Annotated in this window: 26 protein-coding genes; 5 read left to right on the forward strand and 21 right to left on the reverse strand. The window is 59.1% G+C overall.

Translation table 11 applies throughout. The features are described 5' to 3' along the window. Positions 1 to 15 precede the first annotated feature (15 nt). The 16 genes from L0664_RS03495 to L0664_RS03570 all read right to left on the reverse strand — a co-directional run bounded on the left by L0664_RS03495 (position 16) and on the right by L0664_RS03570 (position 14,480). Positions 16 to 1,323, reverse strand: coding sequence for an NAD(P)/FAD-dependent oxidoreductase (locus L0664_RS03495; protein WP_235224236.1), 1,308 nt, complete (start codon positions 1,321 to 1,323; stop codon positions 16 to 18). After that, entirely contained in the window at positions 1,323 to 2,411 is a 1,089-nt protein-coding gene (locus L0664_RS03500) for a hypothetical protein (protein WP_235224237.1), read from the reverse strand. Before L0664_RS03500 ends, L0664_RS03495 begins: the two co-directional genes overlap by 1 nt. Beyond that, positions 2,408 to 3,760 carry a glutamine synthetase family protein gene (locus tag L0664_RS03505; RefSeq protein WP_235224238.1) on the reverse strand — a complete coding sequence of 451 codons (1,353 nt, stop codon included), beginning with the start codon at positions 3,758 to 3,760 and terminating at the stop codon, positions 2,408 to 2,410. Before L0664_RS03505 ends, L0664_RS03500 begins: the two co-directional genes overlap by 4 nt. Next, the gene (locus L0664_RS03510; RefSeq protein WP_235224239.1) at positions 3,757 to 4,434 is read right to left on the reverse strand and encodes a type 1 glutamine amidotransferase; all 678 of its coding nucleotides are present in this window, start codon (positions 4,432 to 4,434) and stop codon (positions 3,757 to 3,759) included. The genes L0664_RS03505 and L0664_RS03510 overlap by 4 nt, the downstream gene beginning before the upstream one ends. A 57-nt stretch (positions 4,435 to 4,491) precedes the next feature. Further along, entirely contained in the window at positions 4,492 to 5,820 is a 1,329-nt protein-coding gene (locus L0664_RS03515; RefSeq protein ID WP_235224240.1) for a glutamine synthetase family protein, read from the reverse strand. Positions 5,821 to 5,825: 5 nt separating this feature from the next. Continuing rightward, the gene (locus L0664_RS03520) at positions 5,826 to 6,635 is read right to left on the reverse strand and encodes an ABC transporter permease (protein ID WP_235224888.1); all 810 of its coding nucleotides are present in this window, start codon (positions 6,633 to 6,635) and stop codon (positions 5,826 to 5,828) included. Beyond that, positions 6,635 to 7,519 (reverse strand): ABC transporter permease, encoded by an 885-nt coding sequence (locus L0664_RS03525; protein WP_235224889.1) that lies wholly within the window; start codon positions 7,517 to 7,519, stop codon positions 6,635 to 6,637. Before L0664_RS03525 ends, L0664_RS03520 begins: the two co-directional genes overlap by 1 nt. 64 nt (positions 7,520 to 7,583) lie before the next feature. Next, positions 7,584 to 8,309, reverse strand: a complete 726-nt coding sequence (locus L0664_RS03530; RefSeq protein ID WP_235224241.1) for a transporter substrate-binding domain-containing protein — start codon at positions 8,307 to 8,309, stop codon at positions 7,584 to 7,586. 90 nt (positions 8,310 to 8,399) lie between these two features. Continuing rightward, positions 8,400 to 9,170 carry an ABC transporter ATP-binding protein gene (locus L0664_RS03535; protein ID WP_235224242.1) on the reverse strand — a complete coding sequence of 257 codons (771 nt, stop codon included), beginning with the start codon at positions 9,168 to 9,170 and terminating at the stop codon, positions 8,400 to 8,402. A gap of 18 nt (positions 9,171 to 9,188) precedes the next feature. Then, positions 9,189 to 9,974: a phosphate/phosphite/phosphonate ABC transporter substrate-binding protein gene (locus tag L0664_RS03540; RefSeq protein WP_235224243.1), complete on the reverse strand. Its 786-nt coding sequence runs from the start codon at positions 9,972 to 9,974 to the stop codon at positions 9,189 to 9,191. Continuing rightward, positions 9,974 to 10,411 (reverse strand): tellurite resistance TerB family protein, encoded by a 438-nt coding sequence (locus tag L0664_RS03545; protein ID WP_235224244.1) that lies wholly within the window; start codon positions 10,409 to 10,411, stop codon positions 9,974 to 9,976. The genes L0664_RS03540 and L0664_RS03545 overlap by 1 nt, the downstream gene beginning before the upstream one ends. A gap of 40 nt (positions 10,412 to 10,451) precedes the next feature. Beyond that, the gene (locus L0664_RS03550) at positions 10,452 to 10,880 is read right to left on the reverse strand and encodes a tellurite resistance TerB family protein (RefSeq protein ID WP_235224245.1); all 429 of its coding nucleotides are present in this window, start codon (positions 10,878 to 10,880) and stop codon (positions 10,452 to 10,454) included. A gap of 38 nt (positions 10,881 to 10,918) precedes the next feature. After that, on the reverse strand, positions 10,919 to 11,689 hold the full coding sequence (rlmJ, locus tag L0664_RS03555; RefSeq protein WP_235224246.1) for a 23S rRNA (adenine(2030)-N(6))-methyltransferase RlmJ: 771 nt from the start codon (positions 11,687 to 11,689) through the stop codon (positions 10,919 to 10,921). Between the two features lie 94 nt (positions 11,690 to 11,783). Further along, complete coding sequence (locus tag L0664_RS03560) at positions 11,784 to 13,427, reverse strand: CTP synthase (RefSeq protein ID WP_235224247.1); 1,644 nt, start codon at positions 13,425 to 13,427, stop codon at positions 11,784 to 11,786. A gap of 201 nt (positions 13,428 to 13,628) precedes the next feature. Then, complete coding sequence (gene secG, locus L0664_RS03565) at positions 13,629 to 14,000, reverse strand: preprotein translocase subunit SecG (protein ID WP_235224248.1); 372 nt, start codon at positions 13,998 to 14,000, stop codon at positions 13,629 to 13,631. A gap of 81 nt (positions 14,001 to 14,081) precedes the next feature. After that, positions 14,082 to 14,480 carry a DUF6524 family protein gene (locus tag L0664_RS03570; RefSeq protein ID WP_235224249.1) on the reverse strand — a complete coding sequence of 133 codons (399 nt, stop codon included), beginning with the start codon at positions 14,478 to 14,480 and terminating at the stop codon, positions 14,082 to 14,084. A gap of 142 nt (positions 14,481 to 14,622) precedes the next feature. On the opposite strand from L0664_RS03570, the gene L0664_RS03575 reads away from it, so the two are divergent. Next, positions 14,623 to 15,918: an adenylosuccinate synthase gene (locus tag L0664_RS03575; protein WP_235224250.1), complete on the forward strand. Its 1,296-nt coding sequence runs from the start codon at positions 14,623 to 14,625 to the stop codon at positions 15,916 to 15,918. Positions 15,919 to 15,927: 9 nt separating this feature from the next. Then, positions 15,928 to 16,158 (forward strand): DUF2842 domain-containing protein, encoded by a 231-nt coding sequence (locus L0664_RS03580; RefSeq protein WP_235224251.1) that lies wholly within the window; start codon positions 15,928 to 15,930, stop codon positions 16,156 to 16,158. A 134-nt stretch (positions 16,159 to 16,292) separates the two neighbouring features. Here L0664_RS03580 and L0664_RS03585 read toward each other — a convergent pair whose 3' ends face one another. Then, positions 16,293 to 18,329 (reverse strand): hypothetical protein, encoded by a 2,037-nt coding sequence (locus L0664_RS03585; RefSeq protein WP_235224252.1) that lies wholly within the window; start codon positions 18,327 to 18,329, stop codon positions 16,293 to 16,295. Between the two features lie 222 nt (positions 18,330 to 18,551). Here L0664_RS03585 and L0664_RS03590 point away from each other — a divergent pair, with 222 nt between their 5' ends. Continuing rightward, positions 18,552 to 19,238 (forward strand): thiamine diphosphokinase, encoded by a 687-nt coding sequence (locus L0664_RS03590; protein WP_235224253.1) that lies wholly within the window; start codon positions 18,552 to 18,554, stop codon positions 19,236 to 19,238. Here L0664_RS03590 and L0664_RS03595 read toward each other — a convergent pair. Further along, positions 19,183 to 20,088: a DMT family transporter gene (locus L0664_RS03595; protein WP_235224254.1), complete on the reverse strand. Its 906-nt coding sequence runs from the start codon at positions 20,086 to 20,088 to the stop codon at positions 19,183 to 19,185. The genes L0664_RS03590 and L0664_RS03595 overlap by 56 nt on opposite strands. A gap of 18 nt (positions 20,089 to 20,106) precedes the next feature. Continuing rightward, entirely contained in the window at positions 20,107 to 21,051 is a 945-nt protein-coding gene (locus L0664_RS03600) for a DMT family transporter (RefSeq protein WP_235224255.1), read from the reverse strand. Positions 21,052 to 21,228: 177 nt separating this feature from the next. Here L0664_RS03600 and hisD point away from each other — a divergent pair, with 177 nt between their 5' ends. Both hisD and L0664_RS03610 read left to right on the forward strand, forming a co-directional pair. Next, on the forward strand, positions 21,229 to 22,536 hold the full coding sequence (hisD, locus tag L0664_RS03605) for a histidinol dehydrogenase (RefSeq protein WP_235224890.1): 1,308 nt from the start codon (positions 21,229 to 21,231) through the stop codon (positions 22,534 to 22,536). A 113-nt stretch (positions 22,537 to 22,649) separates the two neighbouring features. Beyond that, positions 22,650 to 23,639 (forward strand): alcohol dehydrogenase catalytic domain-containing protein, encoded by a 990-nt coding sequence (locus L0664_RS03610; RefSeq protein WP_235224256.1) that lies wholly within the window; start codon positions 22,650 to 22,652, stop codon positions 23,637 to 23,639. Here the strand turns inward: L0664_RS03610 and L0664_RS03615 are convergent. Next, positions 23,636 to 24,685 (reverse strand): TauD/TfdA family dioxygenase, encoded by a 1,050-nt coding sequence (locus L0664_RS03615; RefSeq protein ID WP_235224257.1) that lies wholly within the window; start codon positions 24,683 to 24,685, stop codon positions 23,636 to 23,638. The genes L0664_RS03610 and L0664_RS03615 overlap by 4 nt on opposite strands. Continuing rightward, the gene (locus L0664_RS03620) at positions 24,685 to 26,058 is read right to left on the reverse strand and encodes an L-serine ammonia-lyase (protein ID WP_235224258.1); all 1,374 of its coding nucleotides are present in this window, start codon (positions 26,056 to 26,058) and stop codon (positions 24,685 to 24,687) included. The genes L0664_RS03615 and L0664_RS03620 overlap by 1 nt, the downstream gene beginning before the upstream one ends. Positions 26,059 to 26,200: the final 142 nt, after the last annotated feature.

Genomic DNA, 26,200 nt, shown 5'->3' on the forward strand with positions numbered 1-26,200 from the left:
TCGGGAAGGGGCTGTCTAGAAACCGAGGCGGTCGCGCAGGGAATACCATGTCATCGCGGCCATCAGCAGGGGCGCGCGCAGCAAGGTGCCCCCGGGAAAGGCCGGGGTTGGCAGGGTTGAGAAAATATCAAAGCGTTCCGCCTGACCGCGCACGGCCTCTGCCATCAATTTGCCCGCAAAGCCCGAATGGGCAACACCGTGGCCCGAATATCCGCCCGCGCTGAGGATGTTGGGCGCTGTGCGCATCAACACGGGCAAGCGCGTCGGCGTGATGCCCAGCGTCCCGCCCCATGTGTAGTCGATTTTGACGCCCCGAAGCTGCGGGAACATGTGTTCCATGCGTTTGCGCAGGCTGGGTTCGATGTTTTGCGGAAAGCCGATGGAATAGTTTTCGCGCCCGCCAAACAGCAAACGGTTGTCTTCGCTGAGGCGGAAATAATTGACGACGAATTTGCTGTCGGCGACGGCGATGTCCTCGCTCAGGATGTCTTTGGCGCGGTCCCCCAAAGGTTCGGTCGCGGCGATGAACGAATTGAGCGGCATGGTGCGCGCGGCGACTTTTTTGTTCAGGTTCGGAAGGTATCCGTTGCCTGCAAGGATCACGAAGGGGGCTGTGACGCGGCCCTGTCCGGTGGCGACAACCGCGGGATCGCCTTCGTCGATGTAATGGACTTCGGCGCGTTCATAGATCGTGGCGCCGGCCAGTTCTGCGGCCTTTGCCAGCCCAAGGGCGTAGCGCAGCGGGTGGATGTGGCCCGCGCCGCGATCAATTAGCCCGCCCTGATAATGAGGTGATTTAACAAGGGTTTGAAAGGCGTCCCGCGTCAGTCCTTCGGCGTCTTTGTAGCCATAGGTGCGGCGCAGGTATTCGACTTCGTCGCGCAAATCGCGGGCTTCGACGGCATCGTAGGCACCGTGCGCCACACCGGGGCGGAACCGCGCATCGGGTGCATGTTTTTCGAGGCGGGATTTCAGCAGGTCCTTTGCCTCTTCTGACATGTCCCACAGGGCTTTGGCGGCGCCTTTGCCGACTTTGGCGGCGATCCAGCGTTGGTCTTGGTTGAACCCGCTGCCGACTTGCCCGCCATTGCGCCCCGATGCGCCCCAGCCCGCGCGGTGGGCATCCAGAACGACAACCTTCATGCCGGATTCAGCCAGTTCAAGCGCGGCCATAAGGCCCGTGTAGCCCGCCCCGACGATGCACACATCTGCCGTGATTTGCCCCTTTAGGGTCGGGCGTTCTGGCGGGATGTCTGCCGTGGCCGCGTACCAGCTGTCGGGGAAATGACCGGGGCGGTCGTTGCGATAAAGCGGGTTGGTCATTATGGGGCCTCGCGCAGGTCGTAATAGCTGAGGGAATAGCTTTCGGCGCGCCAGTCTTGCGCATATGCGGTGTCGGTGAAATCGCCTTCAATCTTGAGGAAATAACAATCCACGCAGGTGGTATCCAGCGCGCCGGTGACGAAGGCCGCAAAATCGGTTTCGGTGTTGTGTTGATCCAGCGTGGCGTTTGACAGGGTGTCATAGGCGGACGCGGGCAGGGTGGTGGTGCCTGTCACATGGGCAAGAACAGAGAAAAACCGCGCCTCAAGGAACGGGATTTCTGCGTCGTTCAGCACAACGGGGCTGTTGTTGTCTTTGTCGCCGAGCACGGCAAATCCCTGATTTTCGATCTGCACCCGATCAAGGCGCGCGCCGTCGGGCAACAGCGGCGTCAGGGCATCGCGCACTTTTGCGGTGTGGGTTTCAAGGTTGAACGCATCATCGGTGGCCGAGATGACGGTGGGCAGACGCACCGTGAGGGTTGCAGGGCGTTGTGGCTGGGGGAATGTCCCATCCGGGCGCGCGTTAAGCAGCATGTAATTCGGGTCCGTGGCGACGGCATCAATCGTGGTGAGGTAATCGCCATAACTGTCGAACTGATCATCGATGCGCACCAAGGGCATGCCGAGCGCGGTTAACCCTGCGTCGTCGGTGTTTGAGGTTGGTCCGCAAGGGCTGGAGCATTGAACGGAGGCCACGAGCACGTCATCGCGGTAGATTTCGGCGTAGGTTTCGGCGTAGGTTTCAGGGGTGGGGGCGCGGTTGGGCGCGATGGCAAAGCCAGCGGCGGTTACGTGCGCGGTGTCTTTGGCGGCGGCCAAGGCGGCAGCGTCGCGGATGATCAGGGCTTTGCCGTTCGCGCCTGATTGGTACAAAACAAGGGCGATATCGCCCGCGCCTAGATCAATATCGCGCAGAAAGTATAGCTTTTCGATAGTTGGTTCCGGCGCGGCCTCTGGGGTTTGGGGGGCTGGCGCGGCCTGTTTGACATCGACCGCGCCCCCTTCAGATCCGCGAGCCAGAAAAAATGCGCCAAACGCGAGCAGCCCTGCCAAAAGGGCGACACCAAGAAAGGCGAGGCGGATCATACGTTGAGCAGGAGGTGTTCACGCTCCCACGGGCTGATCACTTGTAAGAATTCCTCGTATTCGGCACGTTTGACGATGGAATAGACCCGCGCGAAATCAGGGCCGAGCATGTCGTGCATGGCGGTGTTTTCATCGAACAAATCAAGCGCGGCCCATAGGCCTTGGGGCAATTCGCCGTCGCCTTCATAGGCGTCGCCTTCAAACCGTGTGTCGGGTTTGGTTGCGTTTTTCATGCCGAGGTATCCACACGCAAGGGACGCCGCGATGCACAGGTACGGGTTGCAATCCATCCCCGCGAGCCGGTTTTCAATGCGCCGCGCATTCGGGGACGACAGCGGAACCCGCAGGCCCGTTGTGCGGTTGTCGCGCGCCCATGACAGATTGATCGGGGCGGCGTGATCTTTGACGTAGCGCCGGTAGCTGTTCACATAGGGCGCCATGATCGCCACGACCGATGGCAGGTGTTCTTGCAGGCCACCGATGAAGTGGAAAAACGCATCCGTTTCGCCGCCGTCCTTATCGGTGAAGATGTTGTTGCCTGATTTATCGAGGATCGAATGATGGATGTGCATCGCAGATCCGGGTTCGTTTTCAATGGGTTTGGCCATGAAAGTTGCAAAGCAGTTGTGTTTAAGCGCGGCCTCTTTCAGCAGACGTTTGAAGAAAAACACTTCATCCGCCAGCGCGATCGGATCGCCATGGTTGAGGTTGATTTCAAGCTGCCCTGCGCCACCTTCCTGGGTGATGCCGTCAATTTCGAACCCTTGGATTTCGGCGAATTCATAGATGTCATCGATGACAGGGCCGTAATCATCCACGGCTGTCATGGAATAGGCCTGACGCGCGGCGGCGGGGCGGCCGGACCGCCCGATCATCGGTTCAATCGGTTTGGCGGGGTCCGTGTTGGGCGCAACAAGGAAGAATTCCATTTCGGGCGCGACAACGGGTTTCCAACCTTCGGCCTCGTACAAGGCCACGACCCGTTTGAGAACATTGCGCGGGGAAAACTGGATCAGATCGCCTGCGGTGTTGTAGGCGTCGTGGATCACTTGCAGCGTGCCGTCCGCTGTCCATGGGGCGGCGGTGGCGGTGGTATAATCCGGTTTCAGGATCATATCAGGTTCGGTAAAGCCCGCATCGCCCGCCGCTTCGCCCCAGCCGCCTGTCAGGGTCTGAAAGAAGATCGATTCAGGCAAATGGAACTGGGTTTGCTTTTCCCATTTGGCGGCCGGAACCGCCTTACCACGGGCAATGCCGGGCAGGTCAGAGATCATGCATTCGACTTCGTCCAGACGGTTTGCATCCAGATAATCGCGCGCGGGTTTCGGGATTTTATCAAGCCATGTCATGCGCTTACACCTTTGAAAAAGGCGGTGATCTGCGCGGCAAGCCGTGCGTTGTGGTTGTCTTCGCGAAGGTTGGATTTGGCGGTTTCGATCAACTCGGGCGGGACGGTTCCTGCGCGTGCGTTGATCAGGCCTTCGATGAAGTTGGATTCAAATTCGGGGTGGGCTTGCAGGGTAAAGGCGCGATCCCCGTAGATCAGGGCGGCGTTTTCGCAAAAGTCATTGCTGGCCACCGGGGTTGCGTCTGCGGGGCGTTCAATGACTTGATCTTGGTGCCATGCATTGAGAGAGACCTGTTCGCCGTCCCAATCATAGGTTTGGCGTCCGACGGCCCAGCCGCCTTCAAATTGTTCGACCTTACCGCCCAAGGCTTGTGCGATAATTTGGTGACCAAAACACACCCCGACCAGCGGGCGCGCGACGGCATAGACATCGCGGATCAGCGTTTCAAGCGGGGCAATCCACGGCAAATCATCGTAGGCGCCGTGTTTGGACCCGGTGATCAGCCAGCCATCGCATTGATCCGGCCCGTCCGGGAAATCGCCGTCCACGACTGCGAAGGTTTCAAACGTAAATCCCTGCCCGCTGAGAAGCTGTTCAAACAGGTTGTTAACGTCGCCAATGACAGGGCGCAGCTCATCCGGAGCGTGGCCTGTTTGTAGAATGCCGATTTTCATGGAACACCAATGTTGTTGCGCACTTAGGGTAATCGCTGCCTTGCGGGCACACAAGCGCTAGACAGTATCGAGGTACAGGTCGAGCTGTTCTTCGGGGCTGAGGTCCGCGAAGGCCTGTAGTTCCTGCCGTTTGGTGGCCACAAGATTGCGGATCAGTTCAGCCGGAAAGATGCGTTTGATGCGCGGGTCGGTTTCGAAGGCATCAATCGCGTCGCCCCAGCTGGCGGGCAGTTGCGGCAGGCCCTGATCATAGGCGTTTCCGGTGATGGGTGCGGGGGGCATTTCAGCGTCTTCGATCCCCGTGAGCGCGGCGCCAAGCACAGCGGCGAGCATCAGGTAGGGGTTCACATCCCCGCCCGCGACGCGGTGTTCGATGCGGCGCGCCTTATGGCTGCCGCCGGGCACGCGGATGGCGGCGGTGCGGTTTTCATAGGCCCAGCAGATCGACGTGGGCGCATGGGCGTTGGGCACCAGACGGTCATAGGAATTGCCGTGGGGCGCAAGGATCAGCGCGGACGGGGCCAGCGCGTTCATGCAGCCCGCGATGGCATGGTGCAAAACGTCTGTGCCCTCTGGCCCGCCGTTGTCAAAGATGTTGGTGCCGTTTTCGTCCAGCACAGAAAAATGTACATGCATCCCGTTGCCGGAATATTCGGGGTAGGGTTTGGCCATAAAGGACGCGGCGAACCCGTGTTGGCGCGCCACACCCCGCACCAGCAATTTGAACAGCCATGTGTCATCCGCCGCTTTCATCGCGTCCGAATGGCTGAGGTTGATTTCGAATTGGCCCAGCCCGGCCTCTGAGATTGCGGTTTCGGCGGGGATGTCCATTGCCTCAGCGCCATCATAAAGGGCGGTGAAATAATTATCGAAGGCATCCAGCGCGCGCAGGGATAGGATTTCGGCACCGGGGCGGCGTTTGCCGGATCGCGGGGAAGGCACGACCTGAAGGTCTTTGCCGCTGTCATCCACGAGGTAGAATTCAAGTTCCGTACCGCAAATCGGGGTTAGGCCGCGATCTTTGTAGCGTTTCAGAACGGCGGCGAGCGCATGGCGCGGATCGCCATCAAAGGCGCGCCCGTCTTCGCGATACATCCACATCGGCAGCAGGGCCGACGGACTGTCGAGCCATGGCATCGGCATAAAGCCGCGTTCTGTCGGCAGGCACACGCCGTCGGGATCGCCTGCTTCGAACACCAGCGGGGAATTGTCGATGTCTTCGCCCCAGATATCGAGGTTCAGGACGGACAGGGGAAAGCGCGTGCCGCTGTCTTCGATCCCTTGGGCGAATTTGGTTGGCATCCGTTTGCCCCGCGCCACGCCGTTGAGGTCGGACGCTGCGACGCGGATGGTTTTGATGTGGGGGTTATCATGAAGCCATGACATAGGATTTACCTGATGATTTGAGGGCGAAAGCGGAATTTCGGGCGCGGGGCGTCCTGTGGCAGATGGCGGTTCAGACGGGTCCCGATCCGCCCCATAATAGCGATAATCACCAGCGTCAGCAGAATGAAATACATCGCCAGAATGGGGTAGGGCACGAAGGGATTGAACGTCTTGTCGGCAAAGAAGGCCGCGTAATACAGCGCGTCGCCTTTCTGCTGCCAGACGGGAAAGCCGCTGAAGAAAACGAGGGTCGTGGAATGAAACAAAAAGATCGCTTCGTTGGTGTAGGCGGGCCATGCAAGGCGCAGCATCGTCGGCCAGATCACGCGGCGAAACCGGGTCCAGCCTGACAACCCGTAGGCATCGGCTGCCTCTGTGTCGCCCTTGGGGATGGATTGCAGCGCGCCGTAGAAAATTTCACCAGTGTAGGCGGAGGTGTTGAGGAACAACACAATCAACGCCCCGAGCCACGCGGAGGTGAACAGATCAAAGAACGGATAGGACCCCTTGAGCGACAGGAAGAAAAAGTAGGCAAAGAAGAACTGGATAAACAGCGGAGAGCCGCGGAAAATAAAGATGAACCATTCGCTGAGCTTGCGGATCACGGGGCGTTTGCTGGCCTTGCCAAGGGCGACCGCTGTCGCGAGGAAGAAGCCTGAAAACAGCGCCAGAACGCCGAAATAGACGTTCCAGATCATGCCGGATCCGATCAGCGTGAATTGCTGGCACAGCGTGAAATCTGATCGGGGCAGTTGGCGCGCGCCAATCCCGATGGAGCGCAGGGCGTAATCTGCAATGGTGTCGAGGCATTCCATCATGCACCGCCCTTACGCTGGGCTTCGCCGCCTGATGTGGCCTGACCACGGGTGAGGCGGCGCATCGTGCGGTCCAGCGCGATTTCGGACACCCGCGTGAACGCGAGGTAGAACACCAACAGCCCAAGGAAATACCACATGCGCCAATCGCCGTGGGGGTAATCCGTAAAGCGCGGTGTTTTCGTCGCGCCGAGTTCGCGGGCCCAATAAACGATGTCTTTGATGCCCAGCAGGAACAACAATGGCGTGGCCTTGATCAGCACCATCCACAAATTCCCGAGGCCGGGCAGGGCATAGACCCACATTTGCGGCACGATGATGCGCCAGAACGTCTGGCGGCGGGTCATCCCGTAGGCCTGCGCGGTTTCGATCTGCGGGCGCGGCACGGCCTTCATGGCGCCAAACAACACGTTGCCCGCAAAGGCGCCGAACACGATGGCAAAGGTGAAGACGGCGATAAAGAAACTGTAGCGATCATGGACGGATTGATCAGCATTGCTGAGCGGCATTTTCGCCGCCGTGCAGACGATGAAATCATTGCCCTGCCGGATCGCGTCGGGCCAGTCGGGGCAAAACGCCTGATGGCGCAGGTATTCGATGCCCTGATCCAAGGCGATGACGAAAAACAGGAAAAATGCGATGTCGGGTACGCCGCGCACAATTGCGATGTAGCTTTTGCCAAACCATGACAGGGGTGCGATTTTGCTGCGCGCCGCAATTGCGCCGCCAAATCCGAATGTCAAAGCCAGTGGGGCCGTGATCGCCAACAACGCCAATACGGTGAGGAACGACCAATAAAAACCCATGTGCTTGCCTGTGGTCAGGTAGCAAGAGAGCCATTGGAACGTCCCCAGGACGTCGGGATCTGCGCAGAATTCAAAAATAAGGTGCCCCGATCAGGCAAATGGAACTGCGCCCCGCCCATAATGGGCAGGGCGCAAGGCTGGTTTATTCGAACGTGGACGCGACTTCCCACTTTTCGATCAGCGCGTTCAGGGAACCGTCGTCCTTCATGGACTGGATTGCGGTGTTGAACGTGTCGCGCAGTTCATTGTCGCTTTCGCGGATGCCCATGCCAACGCCTGCGCCCAAGGATACTTCTTGTTCGAGCATCATCAGTTCGGACTGGCCTTCGATGGCAGCGGCCAAGAAGGATTTGTCAGCGAAAACTGCGTCTGCTTCGCCAGCGCGTACAGCAGCAAGGGTTTCTTCTGGTGTCGCGAATTCAACCAGTGTCCAACCTTGGTCAGCAATGTAGGCCGCCTGAATTGTACCTGTCTGTGCCGCGACAACGCCTGCTGCGGGATCAACGTCCATGGACAAAGCCACGAAAGATGTCGGGTCAGCTGGTGTGTAGGCCATTGTGAAATCGATGATTTCGTCGCGTTCGTCGGTGACGGACATACCGGCGATGATTGTGTCGTAGTTGCCGGACACGAGGTTCGGGATGATGCTGTCCCACTCGTTTGTGACCCATTCACAGGTCAGCTCAGCGCGGGCGCACAGCTCATCACCGAGCTCGCGCTCAAAGCCGTCGACTTCGCCGGCGTCATTGATGAAGTTCCAAGGGGCGTAGGCGCCCTCGGTGCCCATGCGCACGACGGAGTGGCCGTCTGCGAATGCCATGGTGGATGTCAGTGCAACCGCTGCGGTCGCGAGGATCAGGTTTTTCATCGTAAATCTCCCGTTGATGAAGCGGCGACTCGTATCGCGGTCGCCAAACTGTCGAGCAGAATGTTCTGCGCGATGTGAAAAGGCAATGGTTTAAGCGGTTTGCGTAACGGAAAGAAAGCCGCGCAGGCGGTCTGATTTCGGATTTGTGAACAGTTCTTCTGGTGGGCCCTGTTCTTCGATGCGGCCTTGATGAAGAAAAACCACGTGATCGGAAATGTCGCGGGCCATGCGCATGTCGTGTGTGACGACCAACATGGTGCGTCCTTCTGCGGCCAGATCTTTGATAACCTTGACGACTTCTTGTTCCAGTTCCGGATCAAGCGCCGAAGTCGGTTCATCAAACAGCAGCGCCTTGGGTTCCATGCACAGCGCGCGCGCGATGGCGGCGCGTTGTTGTTGCCCGCCGGACAATTGCGCGGGGTAGACATCACATTTGTCGCCAATACCGACCTTATCGAGGTACTTGCGCGCAGACGCTTCAACCTCAGCGCGATCGCGTTTCAACACAGTCAGCGGTGCTTCCATCACGTTTTGCAGAATGGTCATATGCGCCCAGAGGTTAAATTGCTGGAACACCATGGACAGGTTCGTGCGGATGCGGATCATCTGGGCGTGATCACCGGGTTGGCGATTGCGCCCGCTGCCCTTCCAGATGACGGGTTCACCGCAAAACAAAACCTCGCCCTGCTGGCTGTCTTCCAACAGGTTCGCACAGCGCAGCAACGTCGATTTACCAGAGCCGGATGACCCGATCAGGCTGACAACATGCCCCGTGGGCGCAGTGATATCGACGCCTTTCAGGACTTCAAGATCGCCATAAGCTTTGTGCAGGTTCTGGATTTCAATGACAGGTGACGTCATGGGGCCTCGCGCTGATGTTCAGGCGATTAGGGCTGAATTTGTGGCTGATTGCAATGTGCCATTCGCGGACGGGCGCGGGGCATCTGGCAGGGGGATGTCAAATGCACGCGGTGGTAGATCGATGATCCCGCGCAGGCCGAGCGTGGTGGCATGATCTGTGGGCAGGTTCGCGATCGTATCAACCAATGCGGCGCGGATCGGGGCGGGGTCATGATCTTTGCCGGTGATGAACATCTGCCCCGGCGTCGCGCGGGTGCGGCCAATGACGCGAAGATCGCGCGCACGTGGTTCCCATGCGTCAAACATGCGCCAGGACACGGCATCAATCGCCGCCAGATCGGCGTGCCCATCCGCGACGGCGTGCAGGCTGTCGATGTGCGCGCCCGTGCGGATCGTTGTGTGAAACCGCAACCCTTGGGCGGTTACAGCGGCCAAAGGCGCGCCCCAACCGGATTGGGACAGCGCATCGTTGTATGCAAACCGGCCCAGCGTGGCCGGGACCAACCCGCGCGGCGCATCCTCTGCGCGCACGACAAACAGCGAATGATAGTACCCCGCCGGCGTGTCCTGCAGGCCGTAATCCGAACAGCCAAGCGGGGTCACGCGATCAGAAAACACAGCACGGTAGGGCAGGTTGCAGATATGGCCGAAAAACAGATCAGGGCGCGCCCAGCCGTCTTCGTAATAGGTGTCACGATCAAGGGGCGTGCGCGCCATATCCAAACGATCACACACACCCGCCCACAGCGCATCATGCGCCGCCGCGTTTTCAACGCGATCATACATCGGCAGGCTGGCGAACATTAGGCCGGTGTGACCCGCAGGCGCGCCTTGTGGCTGTCTTGATCCGAAATCCCCAGAAGCGGCGCGACCATGCGCAACATCGCGTCCTCATGGCGGTCGCGCACGCCGTCCACCAGAACGACAGACCACATGGCCTCAATCACACCGATGCGATCATCGTAATCCACGGCTTCTTTGATGGCCTTGGTAAAGCGCACGGTATCGGGGGCCTCTGCTTCGGCGATTTCACAGTCGGCGCGCAAATTGGCGGCTTCAGCGTCTGTCAGCCCATAGCGCTGCATCAACACCGCATCGATTTGGGCAATTTCATCACCGTCATAGGACCCGTCCGACCGCGCAAGCCGCACGAGCAACACACCAAGGGCAATCCGCGCATCTGTAACAGACAGCGGGGCAGGGTCGGGGGCGGTCAGCCGCTTGAAAAGATCACCAAACATAAGGAAGGATATAGGCGGCCTTGGGGTGAAGGCCAAGGGGTTAGGCGCGCAGGGCGGCCGCGGCCTCAGGTGACATCCCAAATCCTCGCGTGGCAATCGCGACAACCTTTTCTTCGGTATCGTGACGCAGCCCATCCGCATCCGCGACCTTCCACAGCGCAGACACGAGGTTGTCGCATTCCCCGCTGGTCACATCACAACTCAGGATATGAGCAAGCTCATCGGTGTCCGGCATCGCATCCTCGAGCTTTTCACATTCGGCGCGCATGCGTGCGGCCTCGACCGCGTTCAAATTATAAAGATCGGCGAGGAGAAGGTCGATTTCCTCAATCTCTTGGAACAAATACGCGCCATCTGCCTTGGCGACCCGCACCAGCAAAGCCCCGAGCGCATGGCGTGCATCCGCCTCTGGCATGGAGGTGAAATCAGCCGCAGGGGCGCGAAGACGGGCTATAATACGTTCAAACATGTTGTTCATTTTAGGCGTGTTAACTATTCTCGCAAGCCTCAAAGCGCGCCAAATTTGCCCCCGATGCGTGCAAGTTCGTCCTCAAGCCCCCAAGGCGCGTTCACAATCATCATACCAGACCCGACCATGCGGTGCCCGTCGCGCGCTGGCGGGAACGCGACCTCATGGAAAATCGCACCGGGAATGTCGTTTTGCAGCGCGCGGATCATGCCACGATGGCGTTGATCCACAAGAATCGGATACCACAGCATCAACACACCAACGGGCCAGATTTTGGCGATCTTTGTCAAATGGCGGGGGATGTCGCGGTAGTCGTCTTTGACCTCATAGGACGGATCAACCAGCATCAACCCGCGGCGGGGCGTGGGCGGGCACTGCGAAAAGGCCATGTCGAACCCATCCTGACCGTGGACATGGACGCCGGGCACGACATCTTCCAAAATCATGCGTTCCAGTGGGTGCAGCTCGGCAACGTGCAACACATCATCGCTGCGCAACATATGCGATGCGATCCATGGGCTGCCGGGGTAATTGGTGTCGCCGTTTTCGTCGCGACATGCCGCCAACGTTTTGGAATAGGGATGATCGGCGTCAAACCAGCCCGCAACAGTTTCAATCCCCGCAGCCGCCTCTCCGGTTTTGACCGCCTCATCTGCCTCCAGATCATAAAGCCCGCGACCACCATGGGTTTCGATATAACTCAGCGGCTTGTCCTTGCGGGTCATGTACTCCAACACCCAAGACAGCGTCGCGTGCTTGTGCACATCCGCAAGATTGCCTGCATGATAAAGATGTTGATAAGACAGCATCGCCCACTCCGCCCCCTTCTTTGGTTCACAAATATGCCGGGGGGTCTGGGGGGCTGGCCCCCCAGCGGATCGGATGGGCGAAGCCCATTCGAATTCAGACCAAACGCGACGTTTCCACAGCGGCGCGCACGAAATCAGCGAACAACGGGTGGGGCGCGAAGGGTTTGGATTTCAATTCAGGGTGGAACTGTACGCCGATGAACCACGGATGGTCTGTCCATTCCACGATCTCCGGCAGTTTGCCGTCCGGTGACATGCCCGAAAACACAAGGCCCGCTTTCTCAAGCTGCTCGCGGTATTTTGTGTCCACCTCGTAGCGGTGGCGGTGGCGTTCTTCGATGGCCAGTGATCCGTAAATCTCGGCCACTTTGGACCCGGCGGTCAGCGTCGCATCATAGGACCCAAGGCGCATGGTGCCACCTTTGTCGTCGTCCGCTTTGCGTTTCACTTTCGCGTTGCCCTGCACCCATTCTTTCAGGTGGTAGACCACAGGTTCGAACCGTTTGCGGCCTGCTTCGTGGTCGAATTCTTCTGATCCGGCTTCGGTCATACCTGCCACGTTGCGCGCGGCCTCGATCACGGCCATTTGCATCCCCAAACAGATGCCGAAATACGGAATTTTGCGCGTGCGTGCGAATTCTGCTGCTTTGATTTTGCCTTCGGTGCCGCGTTCGCCAAAGCCGCCGGGCACCAAGATCGCGTGATACCCTTCGAGGTGAGGGGCCGCGTCTTCTGTGTCGAACACTTCCGCGTCGACCCATTTGACGTTTACTTTGACACGGTTGGCCATGCCGCCGTGGGTCAGCGCCTCTTTGAAGGATTTGTAGGCGTCTTCAAGCTGGGTGTATTTGCCAACAATCGCGATGTTCACTTCGCCGTCAGTGGAATGGATGCGGTCATAGACATCGTTCCACACGGTCAGGTCGGGCTTGGGGGCGGGGTTGATGTTGAACGCATCCAGCACCGCCTGATCAAGGCCCTGTTTGTGATAGGCCAGCGGCGCTTCGTAGATGGATTTCAGATCATAGGCGGCGACGACGGCTTCTTTGCGCACGTTGCAAAACAGCGCGATCTTTTCGCGTTCTTTTTCGGGAATGTCATGTTCGGACCGGCAAACCAGAATATCGGGCGCGATGCCGATGGATTGCAGTTCTTTGACGCTGTGCTGGGTCGGCTTTGTCTTCAGCTCTCCCGACGCCGCAAGGTAGGGCAGCAACGTGAGGTGCATGAAAATACATTCACCGCGGGGTTTGTCGTGGCTGAACTGGCGGATGGCCTCAAAAAACGGTAGGCCTTCGATGTCGCCGACTGTGCCGCCGATTTCGCACAGCATGAAATCAACTTCGTCTTCGCCGATATTGATGAAATCCTTGATCTCGTTTGTGACGTGGGGGACCACCTGAATGGTTTTGCCCAGATAATCGCCGCGCCGTTCTTTTTCGAGGACATTGGAATAGACCCGCCCCGATGAAACAGAATCCGTCATGCGCGCGGGCACACCGGTGAACCGTTCGTAGTGCCCAAGGTCCAGATCGGTTTCCGCGCCGTCGTCCGTCACAAACACTTCGCCGTGTTCAAAGGGCGACATCGTGCCGGGATCAACGTTGAGGTAGGGATCAAGTTTGCGCAGCCGGACCGAGAACCCGCGGGCCTGCAACAGCGATCCGAGAGCAGCAGAAGCAAGGCCCTTGCCAAGCGAGGACACAACCCCACCAGTGATAAAAACGAAACGCGCCATGAAGCAGGTGTCCCCCGAGAAAGTCTAAATTATGTGGATTACACCCCGCCAATCACATGCCAGATGCGATGTATCACGGGATTTAACTATGGCGGATTCGCGTGGATTTGGCAACCAGCCCCGCGCACTTTAGCATCCGATTTCCAAACAAAAATCGCAATATCGAGTGGTTAGAAGGCCTTAGTCCGCAACAGATAGTGGTTAGTCGGCGTCTGGAACCAGCGGTGCATCGCTTGGCACGGCGGGTGTCGGGGGCAGCAGGCTTTCGCCCGCGCTTGGTGCGCCTTCGGTCTGTTGCGTCGGGGGCAAAAGCGCGTCACCGCCAACAACGGACGCATCGCTTGCCTGACGGGCAGACAGGATTGTCAGCGCGATGGACGTGCAGATAAACGCAATCGCCAAAAGCCATGTGACCTTGCCCAATGCCGTCGCCGCAGAGCGACCAGACATGGCACCACCGCCACCGCCGCCGCCACCAATGCCAAGACCGCCACCTTCAGAACGCTGCAACAGCACCACGCCAATCAGCGACAGCGCGAGCAACAAGTGGACGACAAGAACGACATTTTCCATGGAGCGGACCTTTGGCGGAAGAACGAGTGGTACTTAGAAGCGAAAGGGAGGTGCTGCAACCCCCCAAACTTGCCAAATCGTTTAGTCGTCCACATCGTCCATATCTGCTTGCCCTGACAGACGGCGGCGCACATGGGACCACGACAGCCCGATGCCCAGCACAAAAGACAGTGCAATCAGGGCGATCCATGTGTTTGCAGTGGGGTTTTCAAAGCTCATCCAGCCCAGATCAAACGCGACCCAAAGCCCTGCGGCGACAAGCGCCAGAACCAGCGCCATGCCAACCGGCCCGATGGATCGCATCGTGGCGCGCATGTAAATGATATAGCCGATGATCAGGATCAGACCGATCAACACGGCGACAGACAGGTTTTCGCGCCCCGACGTCATGACCCATGTCGAAAAGTTCCACTCTGTCGGATTGAACGTCGCCGCCAGAAGCAAAAAGGCAAAAAGCCACCGCACAAGAAAACCAGCCATTTCACACCTCGGTTGTGTCGTTTTGCGGGCAGAATGGCCGTGGCATGTGCCTGTGTCCAGCCGATGGGTGCAATTGTGCGCTTTCCCCCTGCGGGTTGTTGCCCTATGACGTGCACGGGTTTGACCTCAGGGGATATGAAAAATGGCGAATGTGGTGGTTGTCGGCGCACAATGGGGCGACGAAGGCAAAGGCAAGATCGTGGACTGGCTGTCGGAACGCGCCGATGTGATCGCGCGGTTTCAGGGTGGCCACAACGCGGGCCACACGTTGGTTATCGACGCCAAGGTTTACAAATTGCACGCGCTGCCCTCGGGCGTTGTGCGGGGCGGCAAATTGTCGGTCATCGGTAACGGTGTTGTTCTCGACCCGTGGCACCTGATGAAAGAGATCGCCACGATTGAAGCGCAGGACGTCACCATCAACCCCGACTGCCTGATGATCGCCGAAAACACGCCGCTGATTTTGCCGCTGCATGGGGAACTTGACCGCCTGCGCGAAGAAGCCGCGAGCGCGGGCACCAAAATTGGCACGACAGGGCGCGGCATTGGCCCCGCCTATGAAGACAAAGTCGGGCGCCGTTCGATCCGCGTGGCTGATCTGGCGGATGATGCGACGTTGCAGGCCCGTGTGGACCGCGCGTTGCAACACCACAACCCGCTGCGTAAAGGTTTGGGGTATGATGAAGTGGACCGCGAGGCATTGCTGGCGGACCTTCGTGAAATCGCCCCGAAAATCCTGCCGTTCGCCGCACCTGTCTGGAAAGTGCTGGCCGAAAAACGCAAAGCCGGAAAGCGGATTTTGTTTGAAGGCGCGCAAGGGGCGTTGCTGGATATCGATTTCGGAACCTACCCGTTTGTGACGTCGTCCAACGTGATTGCAGGGCAGGCGGCGACGGGTGTTGGCCTTGGCCCGACGGCGATCGATTATGTGCTTGGCATCGTCAAAGCCTACACCACCCGTGTGGGTGAGGGGCCGTTTCCGACCGAACTGGAAGACGAAGACGGCCAGCGATTGGGCGAACGCGGCCATGAATTTGGCACAACAACCGGGCGCAAACGCCGCTGTGGCTGGTTTGATGCGGCGCTGCTGCGCCAGACCTGTGCGACGTCTGGAATCACCGGGATTTGCCTGACGAAACTGGATGTTCTGGACGGGTTCGAGACGCTGAAAATCTGTGTCGGCTATGATCTGGACGGTGAACGTCTTGATTACCTGCCAACGGCCGCAGAACAACAGGCCCGTTGCACACCGATCTATGAGGAAATGCCGGGCTGGTCTGACAGCACCGAAGGGGCGCGGTCTTGGGCTGACCTTCCTGCGGCGGCGATTAAATATGTGCGCCGCGTGGAAGAGTTGATCGACTGCCCTGTCGCGCTAGTTTCCACATCACCCGAGCGCGAGGACACGATCCTCGTGACGGACCCGTTTGCGGATTAAGAGGCACAGATGGCACTGACACATAAGGCAAAGAAACGCTGGTCGCTGGTGATTTTACTGGTCGGATTGCCTGTGTACATTGTGTCGGCCGTGACGATTTTGAACGTGCTTTACCCTGATCCGAACGCCCGCGCGCCCTTTTGGGTCGAGCTGGGGATTTACATCGGACTAGGTGTACTTTGGGCGTTTCCGTTCAAGTTCATGTTCAAAGGCATCGGCCAAGCCGACCCGAACGGTTAAGACGCGGAGCCGCTGCGCGGCGCAGTTTTGTTTGGCGTGTGTGGCTGGCACGAGACAATCGCGGAGACGTTGCGCATGTAAAAACGGCGCGAAGGACATGCCTACGCGCCGTTTTATTATTTATAATAGATGCCTTAGCTGGCGCGACGTTCCGGGTTGAAGCGGCTGTCGTCTGCGACCTGGAACCGGCCATTGCGCACTTTCGTGAAGCGGCCCGCGCTGATCAGTTCGGCAAAGCTGCGCAATTCGTCTTCGCGTTTGAAGTCGTCAGCGGCCACAGCGCGCACACGGCGCAGGATTTGTGGGCGTGAAAACTCGTCCGCGCCTTCAACGAAGGCCGTGTAGGCGGCGGCTGCTTCAAGAAGATCACGCAGTTCGGTTGCACCCATGTTGTCTGCAAATTCTGCAAACGATCCGGATGCGCGCGGTTCGCGTTCGACTTCTTTGCGTGCGGCAACGCGGCGTGGAACGACAGGGCCGTCACGGCGTGCTTCGGCCTCTGCAAGATCAACGCGCTGTGCGGCGACCAGTTTCAATGGCGCGGGGCGTGGGCGTTCTGTGCGTGTCCCTGTGCGAACCACGGGGCGCGGACGTGCGCCCCCGCTTGCCTCTGGCCCGACGGCTTCGGAGAGGTCATTGCGGAATGCGTTTTCCACGTCTTGACCATCGTCATCAGGTTCTCCGACTTGGCGGGCTGCTTCTTTGGCGGCAACTGCGGCCTTGAGTTGCGCAATTGCGTCGCGACGGCGGCTGCCCTCGGGTTCTTTCATTTGCGCATCTGTTTCGTCCATCAGACGATCAAGGGCTGCGTCATCGACCTGCGGGTCGTCGGACATGAAATCAGCGGCGTCGTCTTGTGCGGCATCATTCGAGGCGTCAGCCTGTGGGTCTGATGTTTCGTGGTCCGACAAAGCGTTTGCCACTGCGTCAACAGTTTCGTCCGCGTCAACAGCCGGTTCTTCGGCTGCGATATCGGCTGCGGCATCGTCCTGAATGGCCTGAAGATCCTGGGCAAGATCAGCGTCATCGACACCGGACATGTCGTCGGTGAAATCGCTGTCTTCCAGGTAGTCGTCCAAGTCATCCGCACCGTCCAAAAAGCCGAAATCGGGGCCTGTTGCTGTCGCGGCTGCGTCTTCTGCCTGAGCTTTTTCAGCAGCTTCGTCGGCCATGGCCTTTTCGAAATCGGCGCGTTTCATGCGCACGACACGGGCACGTGGTTGGTCCGGTTCTGCCTCTGCTTCCGGTTCGGCGTCAGACGTTTCTACCTCTGGTTCCGCTTCAGCGTCGCCTTCGGAATGATGCGCCATGACCCGAGAGATCATGTCATTTCCATCTTCGGCGTCCGGTGCGGGCGCGTCTGGTTCGGCGACCACTTCATCGGTGTCCACACCGAGATCATCGGCCGGGGTTTCGGCATCTGCGACGTCCGGTGCTTGCGTTTGTGGCAAGAACTGTTCGGTCAGATCATCCGCCGACGCGGTGTCTTCATCGGTATCCGCAGCGCCGACGACGGCGCGGATGCGCTGTAGTTTCGCGGCAACGCTGTCGGTGTCTGGATGCGCGGGGGCTGATGGGGCAGCCTTGGGAATTTCGGGGGCTGAACCGTCCGCCGCGAGCATAGAAGACGGCACATCGTCGTGCGTTTCTTCGACATCGGGTTCGGTGGTCCCCTCCGAAGCGTCTGCCGTCGCAGTGCTTTCGGATTCTGAAATCGCGTCGTTGTCCGCATCTTCTGCGGCGTCGCGGGCGTCTTCTGCGGCCTTGGCGTCTGCTTGTGCGTCCGCTTTGGTCTGGGCATCGGCCTTTGCTTGCGCGTCTGCCTTGGCCTGTTCCTTTTCAGCCTGCTTGGCGGCCTTTTCGGCGGCTTTTGCTTCTGCTTTTGCAGCGGCTTTGGCGGCTTTGCGTGCGGCTTTTGCGGCCTTGCGGTCTGCCTCTACCTTGGCGCGGGATGCGTCATCGTGGACTTTGGCAGCGCTGTCGTCTGACTGGTCTGTCAGGGCAGCGGCGCGCAGGACGATTCCGTCCTCGTCCATCGTGGCATCCACACGGCGCGAAATTTCACGCTCGGCGATTTTTGCCAGCATTTCTGCGTCTGGGGTGGGCGGTTCCGCCCCGAAGTACCTGTCATCAGAGGCAAGACCGCGGAAATATTCCGCAATCGCTTTCATCGTGTTGAAGGAATCATCGAATCCTTCAAGCGTGCACGAAAAAGTGCCATAGGAGACGGTAAGAATTTTGCTCGTTCCAACCATTGTTTGCTCGCTTTCTACCCAACCAGTGACATTCTGTTTACCATCAATTGGTTCGTAATCCGGTACAGTACCGCGATAAAGTGGGTATTATTTCGTGACCGTTTTAAGGCATGTTTCCAAAATTAGGGGTAATCAAACGTGAACCAGCCGATTGTTTCAAGTCCGCGTCCAATCACATTGATCGGTGGCGCCGACCCTGCACCCGGCATCCTTACTGTTGCGTTAAAATTAGGCGAAACGGTGGTTTGTGCAGATGGCGGGGCCAACCATGCGCTGTGGGCCGAGCTTAACCCAGTTGCTGTGATTGGCGATATGGATTCGATTTCAGACGCCGCGCGCGATGCATTTGCACAGGTTTTGCACCCCATCGCCGAGCAGGACAGCACCGATTTTGACAAAGCGCTTCGTCATATTGAGGCGCCTTTGGTTCTGGGCGTCGGGTTTAGCGGGGCGCGGCTGGATCATGAGCTGGGGTCGATGACTGTCCTGACGCGCCATCCGGACCGGCGCTGTATCCTGATCGGGGAAGACACGATTGTTTTGTTGTGCCCGCCTGAAATCGTCCTTGATCTGGCGGAAGCATCGCCTGTGTCGCTGTATCCGATGGCGGAAGTGGCGTGTGAGAGTGACGGGTTGCGCTGGGCGACAAACGGTTTGCGGTTTGCGCCGGATGCGCGGGTGGGGACGTTGAACAAGGCGACGGGGCCTGTGACGCTGCGCCCGGATGCGGCCAAGATGTTGCTGATCCTGCCGCGCGATGCGTTGGACGTTACTGTGCGGGCGTTGCAGGAACAGCCCGCGACATGGCCCGTTCGCGCAGGATAATATAAAGCCCCGCGGCGACCGTGATGCAGATGCCAAGGGCGGCCAGCCCGTTGGGCAAGTCTTTGAAGATCACAAAGCCGATGACTGTGCCGATGGGAATTTCGAGGTATTGCATCGGGGCGAGGGTGGCAGAGGGGGCGAACCGCAGGCTCCACGTCATGAGCAAATGGGCGACGGTGCCAAGGCAGCCCAATATAGCGAGCAAGATCCACGCACCGTTCGGGATGGGATGCACCGCCAGCACAGGAATAGCTGGAAAGGCGATCAGTGCCAGCCCGACGATGGGCACGGCCATTATACCCGACAGCGCCTGTAATCCGATGGGGTCCACGTCTTTGGCGATCTGGCGGGTGACCAGCATGAACAGTGCAAAAACCACGGCCACGCCAAGGGGCAGCAGCGCGGGAAGGCCGACCGCAACGAAGTTGGGCTGCACGACCAGCAGGGTGCCGATGAAGCCAACGGCGCAGGCCGTGAGGCGGTGCGGGCCGACGTGTTCGTTCAGATAGACGCGGCCCAGCAGCAACATGATGAACGGCATCATAAAGGCGATGGCGATGGCGTCTGCCAGATCAAGATATTGCAGGGACGAAAACATCAGGCCGATCCCGCAGATGTGCAAGACCGTGCGTATCCCTGTCAGCCGGATCAGCCGCGCGCCCGATGGCAGCGGGTATTTGAACAACCAGACCAGCGGCATGAGCAGCAGCACCTGAACCGAAAAGCGCACGAACACCAGAAAGCCGACGGACAATTGGCCGCCCAGCAGTTTTGCCATGGCGTCGCCCAGCGGGGCGAGCACACAAAAGCCGAGCATCAGCAGGATTCCGAGGAAGGGGCGATCTGTCATGATGGCACGCTAGGACACTTAGACGGGGCCCGGCAACCGCGTGATGGTGCGTGCGGTCACCCGTTCGCGGTGCACAACATAAAGACCGGAGGCCATGATGATCACGATCCCCCAAAGTGCCATGCCGTTGGGGATGTCGTCGAAGATGTAATAGCCAAGAATGGCGGCTGTTATGATCTCAAGGTAGTGCAGCGGCGCGAGGGTCGCGGCGGGGGCCAGCATTAGGGCGTAGGTCATCATCATATGGGCGATGGTCGCGAAAAATCCGACGCCGAACATATAGGCCCAAAAGATGCCTGTTGGCCAAACGGGATCAAGGGTGTTCCATGCTCCATTCGTCAAGGCGCGCCCGTCCGCCAGCCAGATCAGCGGCACCAGCATGATCGTCGCCGCCAAGCCGGTTTGGAACTGCATTTCGACAGGGTGCAGTTTTCCGCGCAGGCCACGAGTGACCAGAACATAGGCCGCAAAGGTAACGGCGGTGCCAAGGGGCAGCAGCGCGACATAGCCAAAGGCCACAAAGCTGGGTTGGATGACCAACAGGCAGCCTGAAAACCCGACAGCGGATGCGATCAAGCGGCGCGGGCCGACCTGTTCATCAAACATCAGTTTTCCGCACAGCAGGATGATAAACGGTTCCACAAACACAATCGCCAGTGCATCGGCCAGCGGCATGAAGCGCAGGGCAGCGATGATGAAATAGGTCGACAGCATCAAGAACAGCGCCCGCAACGCCACCATCGGCCACAGCGCGACAGGCATCCGCAGGCTAAGACCCATGACCAGACACACGGGCAACATCAGCGCCGTCTGCACGATGAAACGCGCGGCGGTGATCTGGCCCACGGGGATCACATCTGCGGCGATTTTGGCGCAGACATCCAGCAAGGGCGCAAAGATGCAAAAGCCCACGATTAGGGCCATGCCCAATGGAATACGGTCGGTGTTTGATGCGGTTGTCATAGTGCGGGTATGGGGGCGCGTTGCCAGCTTTGCCAGTCTGAAACCGACCTTTGCCAATCGGCTTTGACGTGGCTTTGCCAAATCAGACCTTCAGCAAAAGCAAATGATGTTCAGCTTTGTTTGAAATGGGTCCAACGCTCTGCCATGAGAGAGGAAATCTTGATGGAGGATCGCCCTGTGGCCCGTGAATATCTGAAAAAAGCAACTTTGACCGCACAGTCCGGTGCAAGCGACGTGCAGGACATTGTGCAGGGCATCCTGAGCGATATCGAAGAGGGCGGTGATGCCAAGGCGCTGGAATATGCCGCCAAGTTCGACAAATACGATGGCAACGTGATCCTGACAGCCGAAGAGATCGAGGCGGCTTGCGCGCGGGTGCCCCAAAAGCTCAAGGAAGATATCCAGTTTGCCCATGACAATGTGAAACGTTTTGCTGAGGCGCAGAAATCCACGCTCGTTGATGTCGAAGTCGAAGTGCAGCCCGGCCTGATCGCGGGGCAAAAGGCAATTCCTGTGAATGCGGCGGGGTGCTATGTGCCTGGCGGACGTTACAGCCACATCGCGTCGGCCATCATGACGGTGACAACGGCAAAGGTTGCGGGTTGTAGCCACATCACGGCGACGTCGCCACCGCGCCCCGGTCTGGGTGTCGCGCCGGCCATCGTTTATGCGGCCCATATCTGCGGTGCGGATAAAATCATGGCGCTGGGCGGTGTTCAGGGTGTTGCGGCGATGACGTTTGGTCTGTTCGGGCTGCCAAAGGCGAACATTCTGGTCGGCCCCGGCAACCAGTTTGTCGCCGAAGCAAAGCGCATCCTGTTTGGCCGTGTGGGCATCGACATGATCGCGGGGCCCACGGATTCATTGGTACTGGCAGACAAAGACGCCGACGCGATGATTGTTGCGGTCGATTTGGTGAGCCAGGCAGAGCACGGATATAACTCCCCCGTTTGGTTGGTGACAGACAGCCGCGATATGGCGGAAAAGGTGATGGCACTGGTGCCCGACCTGATTGCAGATTTGCCAGAACTGAACCGCGAAAACGCCTTTGCCGCCTGGCGCGATTATGCCGAAGTGATCCTGTGTGAGGACCGCGAAGACATGGCGGCGTGCAGCGATGAATATGCGCCCGAACACCTGACCGTTCAGGCACAAGACCTTGATTGGTGGCTGGGCCGCTTGTCTTGCTACGGATCGCTGTTCTTGGGCGAAGAAACCACAGTGTCTTACGGGGATAAAGCAGCCGGTACGAACCATGTTTTGCCGACATCAGGTGCCGCGACCTATACGGGCGGTTTGTCTGTGCACAAATACATGAAGATCGTCACATGGCAGCGTTCAACGCCCGAAGGGTCCAAGCGCGTCGCCGAAGCCACAGCTCGGATTTCGCGCCTTGAGGGTATGGAAGGGCACGCGCGTGCAGCTGATGTGCGTTTGGCCAAATATTTCCCCGGTGAAAATTTCGATCTGACGGCCGAAGGCTAAGCGCGTCAAAGGCGTCTTCACGATTGTGCGGGGCAGGGGTTTTTCCGCTGCTCTGACGTGGTCTGCTGTGCTACGGATCAGGTGGTGAAGACGAGCAGGGGCGCGAGGGCGACATGAAAGCACTGATTTATGATGGCCCCGAAGTGCTGCGGTACGGCGATGCGTCTGATCCTGTTGCAGCCGACGGGGACCATTTGATCCGCATCGAAGCCGTCGGTATTTGCGGATCTGACATGCACGCCTATCTGGGCCACGATGCTCGCCGACCTGCGCCGCTTATCCTTGGTCATGAGGCAGCTGGTGTGATCCTTGGCGGCCAAAAGAGCGGCGCGCGCGTGACGATCAACCCGTTGGTGACCTGCGGTACATGCGAGGCCTGCGCGTCGGGGCGCACGAACCTGTGCCCGAGCCGTGAAATCATATCCATGCCCCCACGCGAGGGCGGATTTGCGCAATTCGTGACCATGCCTGCGGGCAATCTTGTAGAGGTGCCTGAGCATGTGACGTTCGCGCAGGCGTCCCTTGTGGAACCGATTGCCTGTGGTTGGCACACCGCGCGATTGTGCCGCCGTGCCTTTCCACGGGGACGCACCGCACTTGTGATTGGCGGCGGGGCGATTGGTCTTGGTGCGGCCCTTAGCCTTGTGGCGCAGGGCGTTATGAATGTGAAAATCCTTGAACCCAACCGCCTGCGCGCCGCCTATTTGCGCGATGCCTGCGGGCAAGTGGTGATTGCACCCGATGATCTGCCCGATGGCGGGACGTTTGATATCGTGATCGACGGGGTCGGATATGAGGCGACCCGCGCCACCGCATCTGCACAGGTGAAGGCGGGGGGTGTTATCGGCCACATCGGACTTGGCGACGACATGGGCGGTTTGGATGTGCGGCGCATGACATTGCAGGAAATCACGTTTATCGGGACGTATACCTACACTGCACAAGATTTCCGCGACACGGCGGCGGCGATGTTTGATGGCCGTTTGGGTGATCTGGGCTGGACCGAACAGCGCCCCTTGTCTGCGGGCGCACAGGCCTTTGCCGACATTCGTGCAGGCGTGGTGGCCGCGCCGAAAATCGTTCTAATGCCGCAAGACGGTTAATCCAGCGGCGCGTTCAGGGTCGTGTTTGGTGTGATGATGCCGCCACGATTGCCGATTTCGATTGATCCATAGCGTTGGCGAAACACCTCTGGCAGGGGGCGGTCATCGGGGATGGACAACCACAAACGCAGCAAATGGCGCCGTTGGGTCGGGTCGGGCCAGTCGGTGAACCCGGTGCGGTCGTGCAATTGGCTGTGGTTGTAGACGAACTGCATATCACCGGGTTGAAGCTGCATGGACAAATGCAATTCGGGATCGTTCGCCAGCGCGTCAAACAGATCAAGGGCTTCGATGTGTTTGGGCGTCAGGCGCGGTGCGGCGTCAAAGCGTTGCGCGCTTTCGATGTATTGGCGTTGATAGAACACGGTCAGATGGCCGTCGTGCCATGACAAAACGGGGATGGTCATGAAAGGATCTGCGCCAACCGGCACTTCGCCGCGCCTGTCTGTTGCGATGGGGCCAAACAGCAGGTCCAGCAGATCGGGGCGGGTGTCGGCCATGCGGTTTGCGATGGTTTCCGCGCTGACGAGGAGGGACATGCCACCGACTTGTGCATCACGCAGGCACAGCAACCCGACGACATCTGCGCTGTCGGTGTGGAATGTCTGGCGTGCGTCGGTTTGGTAGATGCGCGTGTTGGCGTCATTTGCATCCGCGCCGATGTTGCGTACATGGCCCAAGATATGTCCGGCAGCATTTTGGGATCGCGCACGCCCCAGATGCGCACCAATCCCGCAAAAGATCGTTGCGGCGGTTTCTTGGGTGTAGGTTGCGGTGGGCAATCCGCGCAGCACTTCGAACCCGTGGCCGTTCAATAGAGTATCGGCCAAATCGCGCAGATGGGCTGAAAACGTCGGCAGGGGGAAGGCATCAGCGGTGATTTCGCCCACGTCGCGGCCAAGCGACAGGTAGTGCGCGGCGGCGGTTTCAAGTTCTACAATTTGGGGCGGTGTCAGGTGGATCAACCAGTCATCTTCGCGCATTTGCATATCGCGACCGACCCAAGCGGACGGGCCTGTGAACGGAGTGGGAAGGGGATGCGTCATCAGCAATTCGGCACGTTCACGGCCAACCCCCCGAGTGCGGTTTCTTTGTATTTTTCTGACATATCAACGCCGGTCTGGCGCATGGTTTCGATGGCGGCATCCAGCGGGACAAGGTGTGTGCCATCCCCGCGCATGGACAGCGACGCGGCTGACACGGCCTTGATCGCACCAAGGCCATTGCGTTCGATGCACGGCACTTGCACCAAGCCACGCACTGGATCGCACGTCATGCCAAGGTGATGTTCCAGCGCGATTTCCGCTGCGTTTTCAATCTGTTCTGGCGTGCCGCCCAATACTGCGCACAGCCCTGCGGCGGCCATCGCGGCGGCAGACCCGACTTCGGCCTGACAGCCTGCTTCTGCGCCCGAAATTGATGCGTTGAATTTGACCAACCCGCCAATCGCTGCCGCGGTGAGCAGGAAATCCCCGATTTTGCCAGCAGAGGCATTCGGCACGTGATCTATATAGTAGCGGATTGTGGCGGGCACGACGCCCGCAGCGCCATTGGTCGGGGCAGTGACGACTTGCCCACCGGCGGCGTTTTCTTCGTTCACAGCCATGGCGTAGGTCGACATCCAGTCGTTGATTGTGTGCGGCGCGGTCAGGTTCACCCCAGCCTCGGCGCGCAGGGCATCGTATATCCCTTTGGCGCGGCGTTTGACGTGCAATCCACCGGGCAGGATACCGTCGGTGACAAGCCCGCGATCAATGCAGTCGTTCATCACCTGCCAAAGCCGATCAAGACCGCGGTCAAGGTCTGCGCCCGCGATACGGCTAAGTTCGTTCTGGCGTTTCATGGCCGCAATGCTCAGCCCGCTTTCCGCCGCCATATCAAGCATTTCTGCGGCACTTTTGAACGGGAAGGGAACGGGCGCGCCGTCTTCTTTGTCGGCGCCGGCCGCCAGTTCGGCGTCTGTCAGAACAAAGCCGCCGCCGATGGAATAATAGATGACTTGCGTGACGACATCGCCCTGTGCGTCGGTGCCTTTCAGGATCATGCCGTTGGCGTGGCCCGGCAAGGCGGGGCCATAATCAAATTCAAGGTGGTCTTTGGGTTGGAACGCGAGCTGCCCAAGGCCATCGGGTGCGACCCAGCCATCAGAGGCGATCCGATCCATTTCAGCGTCTGCCTTGTCGCGGTCGTAATCATCCGCACGAAACCCCGCGAGGCCAAGAACCGTGGCGCGGTCCGTCGCGTGGCCCACCCCCGTGAAGGCAAGGCTGCCATGAAGTGAGGCGCGTAACCCGCTGACCTTAAAGGGTTGTTCGCGCAAATGGTGCAGGAACCGTGCAGCGGCGACCATCGGCCCGATGGTGTGGGACGAGGACGGGCCGATGCCCACTTTGAACATGTCGAAGACCGAAAGAAACATTGCGCCTGCCTTGATGATTTCACCGCAAACCTAAGCGATCTGGCACAGTTGTCACAGCCCAAAGCGACCAAGCACGCGTCGTTTGCGGGGGGAAGGCGTGCAGCAAATGTGAATGCGGGGGTCGCAGGTTGGGAAAGGCCGT

It is taken from the genome of Octadecabacter dasysiphoniae (genome assembly GCF_021532615.1).
Lineage (GTDB): Bacteria > Pseudomonadota > Alphaproteobacteria > Rhodobacterales > Rhodobacteraceae > Octadecabacter > Octadecabacter dasysiphoniae.